This window comes from Sulfurisphaera sp. (assembly GCF_059755235.1).
Map to the genome: position 1 here is coordinate 1 of NZ_DBPRYF010000040.1, position 4,220 is coordinate 4,220.

Annotated in this window: 3 protein-coding genes and 2 pseudogenes; all 5 read left to right on the top strand. The window is 36.8% G+C overall.

Going from position 1 to position 4,220, the window contains the following annotated elements:
* Positions 1-397 (top strand): oxygen-binding di-iron domain-containing protein (locus AC3OCB_RS06625; RefSeq protein ID WP_498341552.1); only part of this gene is annotated, 397 nt, incomplete at its 5' end.
* 393 nt (positions 398-790) lie between these two features.
* Positions 791-1,261: a hypothetical protein gene (locus AC3OCB_RS06630; protein ID WP_498341553.1), complete on the top strand. Its 471-nt coding sequence runs from the start codon at positions 791-793 to the stop codon at positions 1,259-1,261.
* A gap of 25 nt (positions 1,262-1,286) precedes the next feature.
* A pseudogene (locus AC3OCB_RS06635) lies at positions 1,287-2,425 on the top strand (MFS transporter).
* A gap of 136 nt (positions 2,426-2,561) precedes the next feature.
* A pseudogene (locus tag AC3OCB_RS06640) lies at positions 2,562-3,169 on the top strand (IS607 family transposase).
* A partial coding sequence (locus AC3OCB_RS06645; protein ID WP_498341554.1) for a nuclease/transposase family protein occupies positions 3,141-4,220 on the top strand: 1,080 nt, incomplete at its 3' end. The pseudogene AC3OCB_RS06640 and the gene AC3OCB_RS06645, both read left to right, overlap by 29 nt.

Consider the following 4,220-nt stretch of genomic DNA (forward strand, 5'->3'; position numbering starts at 1 on the left):
GATGAAAGATAGAATAATTGATATACCAGATGAAGGAATGAGCATAGATTTCATAAAGGCAATACCAGCACACTTTATGCACTCACCCGGTAATTTCCATTATTATGATACTTATAGTAAAATATATTTCTCTGGAGACATTGGAGCTGTAGAATTTGGTGATAAATGGTATCTAATAGTGGAAGATTTTAATTCGCATATAAAAATCATGGAACCATTCCACAGAAGGTATATAGCATCTAAAAAGGCGATCGACATTTGGTTGAAGAGGATAGAAGGATTAGAAATCAATACCATAGCTCCCCAGCACGGTTCAATTTTTGAAGGGGAAAACGCTAAAAAATTCATACAGTGGCTTAAAAGCTTAGATAAAGTAGGACTTGACTTGATGAGCTAAGTTAAGGATTTTTCTTTTAGTGACTTCCTCCTGCTTTAGAGCACTGCCTTCGGTTACAATCATTTTCACTAAGGAATTTCAGATAAGTTCTAGCTTGATTTATTATGTTAGTCAAAAAAAGTTAAAAATTTGTTATTATCAACTAATAAGTCTTTTCTAACTGAGCATTTCTCTCTAAGCTTTTTTCCACATTAAGGAAAGAAACACTTTACAGTAACGTATTATATAGTAATATTAATAGAAAACCAGAAATTAAGGCTTCCTAATAGCTGAGGGATTAGAGATTACAAGAGCTGGTCAAAGCCAAGAAAAGTGACTATGATTACCTGGGTCTTAAAGCTTTTAGTCCTTCTTTTAAATATAAATTTATACCACGATCACAATAAGATACTTATGAAAACAAGTATTGGAATTAAATGGGGATTAATTTTTGGAGTTGTTATAGGTCTCATAGTAGCAGGAATAATTTATAGTGTGGTTTATGCTCCACGAATGCCAACGCTCCAGAAGGAAGTATACAATTTAACATTTAATGAAACACTCAATCAGACAAATGGAAATATAACAAAAGCTATGCTACAAGCTACGTTAGCGGAAAAGGAATTACCTACAGTACTGCCAATTACAATTGTGCTATTGAACAGTATAAGTTATGCCTTGGGAGGTGCTATAGGCGGAATAATAATAGCATATATGTGGGAAAAGAATAACTCATGGATTGTGAAGGGTTTAATTGGAGGGGTCGTTATACTGGTTTTAAGTTTATTCTTATCTGTCTTACCTTTAATTGAAAATATACCGACAAGTTTGATAATAGGATTACTAATTTCATATAGACTACATGCAATAAATAAAAAAGTTTAAAAGGTATAAACATGTTCAATTTTGTATGTTAAGCAAAAAACAATTAGCCCTTCTCTCGTTAGGCACATCTTTAAGCTTTTGGGATATATTTAACGTACCTTATATAGAAAATTATGCATCTAAAGCAATTGGAGAAGTCTCTTCCACACTAATATTATCAGCGGAAATGATTGGCTACTTCTTAGGGGGCATGGTTAACGGTTATATTGCAAGCAAATATGGAAGAAAAAAGGTCTTCTTCTCTCGATGTTCCTTATAGCTCTTGGCTCTCTAATTGGCTTTCTTTCATTCAACGAAATAGAGCTGATAGTTGCTGAGCTAGTAATTGGAATACGAATTGAAGGAGAAGTTGCCACTGTACCCTCTTATGTGTAAGAAATGGTAAGCAAAGATTTTAGGGGTAGAGCAGTAGGCTATACAACACTTTTTGGATTTCTAATGACACTTGTAGTAGGACCAATAGCGGTAATCCTTAGTGAGGACTATTGGAGACTCCTGTTTTTACCAAGCTTGGCCATAGCTTTAGTTGCTTTCATATTTAGGATAAGATTACCAGAATCGGGAATGTGGATAGAAAAGAAAGATGAAAAAATTAAGTGGGACAAGACTATTGTAGTCTTTACCTTAATTTGGTTCACAAGTTACTTCACTGGTTACGCGTTATTCTCCACTCCAATATTTTCAACAATAGCTAGTAAGGGTTTTGAGAACTCCAGCTTATACTTTACTTACATACTTTATAGCGATCCGTTGGGAGTTGTAATAGGGTCTTTAGTTAACGACTATCTAGAGAGAAAATATTCTTCTTCGTTGGCAAACTTAATTTCCGGAATTTTAATGATGGCTTGGCCATTCTTTACTGGCTTACCTTTTTTAGCTATAGGGTTTATAATAATGTTCTTCCAAGGCTTCAAGTTCCCTACAATGTATGCTTATACAGCAGAGAACCTAGGAACTAAAATAAGAACGCTTGGATATGGGATTGCTGATGGAATTGGACATTTAGGTGGTGCAGTGGGACCAGTTATAATGGCATTGCTCTATTTAGAAAACGTCAGTGTGTCTTACGTCACAACTGGAATTATGGTAATTATTTCAGCGTCATTAATCATGGCTTTTGGTATAAAAACTAAAGGGAAATCGTTACAAGATTTAAAGGGATAAAAAGTAACTCAAGATTTTTTCTGCGTTTTTCCTAAGTTCGCTTTCTCTCTCTTTGACCTCTTCTATCAATCTTGTGTCGCTTCCTAGCGAAACAGTTAAATATTTGATAAGCAATAATAGAAATTGATAGACAAAGATGGAAAAGTTATATTCGATGAAAGAAGCATCAGAGATACTCGGTGTCCACATAAGGACTCTGCAGAAGTGGGATGAGGAGGGAAAAATACACTGTGTTAGGACTGTTAGTGGCAAATGCAGAGTCCCAGAGTCAGAGATAAAGAGGATTCTAGGGCTACATGAGGAGAATAAAATTGTTGGGTATGCCAGAGTATCTTCTCACACCCAGAGAGATGACTTAGATAGACAGATTGAAGCAGTAAGCCAGTATGCGAAGGAGCGAGGGCTAAACGTTGAATCCTCAAAGACATTGATAGCGGGCTAAATGAGGAAAGAAAAAACTTTCAAAAGCTCCTCAAAATGGTTATGAACAAGAAAGTGTCGAAAGTTATTGTCACCTACCCAGGCAGGCTGACAAGGTTTGGTTTTAAAATTCTTCAGGGGTTCTTTCAGAGCTACGGTACTGAAATTATTGTGATAAATCAAGAAGAGAAAGAGCCAAGAGAGGAGTTAGTAGAGGACTTAATAACGATTATCTCCCACTTTGTTAGTAAGCTCTATGGTATTAGGAGTCGTAAGTACAAGGAGGTGGTTGAAAATGCAAAAAGACTCCTACAAGATCGTTAGCTACAAGATTAAACATAGCTACAATATAGACGATTTCCTGCTCAGCTACCACTCCTTGTTACAAAGGACAATAGATATAATCTGGGGGAACATTACGTGGATTGAAAAACAGGAGAAGAAGTACTACATAGTCGAAAGTGGAAGGAAGAAAACAAGGAGGTATTATTACATTAAGAGGCTTATTCCATTGATTCCAAAGACTAGGGAGTTCAAAAAGAAGCTCAGGAACGAACTGCTGAAGGACTGGGTGTTTGCTTCCCATTACGTTGATTCCGCAATAAAAGTGGCTTATTCCATCTTAAAGTCTTGGAAGAGGAATTATGTTGAGGGAGAAAGAAAGAGGAAGAAACCTGTAGTTAAGAGGTTATTTGTAAGAGTAAAGGAAACGCTCTACACCTACAGAGATGGAAAAATTAGGGTTACGATAGTTCCTAGGAAGCAGTACTTGGAGTTTGACTTAACGAAAGTCTGGTTCAGAAACAAGGTTAAAGGACTAGATCTGGGAGAGCTAATACTGACAAAGAACGAGCTGATAATTACTTTCAGAAAGCCAATAGAGAAGAAAAACCACGTAGAGTGCATTGGGTGGGACTCAAACGTGTTCAGTCTCGATGGTTTTTCACCAAGGTATGGATGGTTGAAGATCGACTTAAGCAAATTATATCATATTCACAGAGTGCATGAAATAAAGAGAAAGAATGCTCAGAGTGCTACTAGTAGAAAGTCAATAGTAAAGGAGAGAGTATCTAGACATGGTGAAAGAGAGAAAAATAGAGCAAAGGACTACGTACATAAACTGACTACCATGTTTACAAGAGTGTTTCCAGACGTGGTTCACGGCTTCGAGGACTTAAACAAAGCTGGGATGTTCAACAAGTCTAGGGAACACAACAGAGACATTGCTAAGCAGAACTGGAAGCAGATAGTTCAATTCATGAGCGACAAATCCGAAATAAAACTGGTCGACCCTAGGAACACTTCTTCAACCTGCCCCAGATGCGGAGGAAAGATGATAAAGCTCCAAGGGGGCAGGGTAGTTAAATGTTCTAGG

Bases quoted from the DNA above. Each gene is read 5' to 3' on its own strand.
- AC3OCB_RS06630 (WP_498341553.1), top strand. From the start codon at position 791: ATGAAAACAAGTATTGGAATTAAATGGGGATTAATTTTTGGAGTTGTT.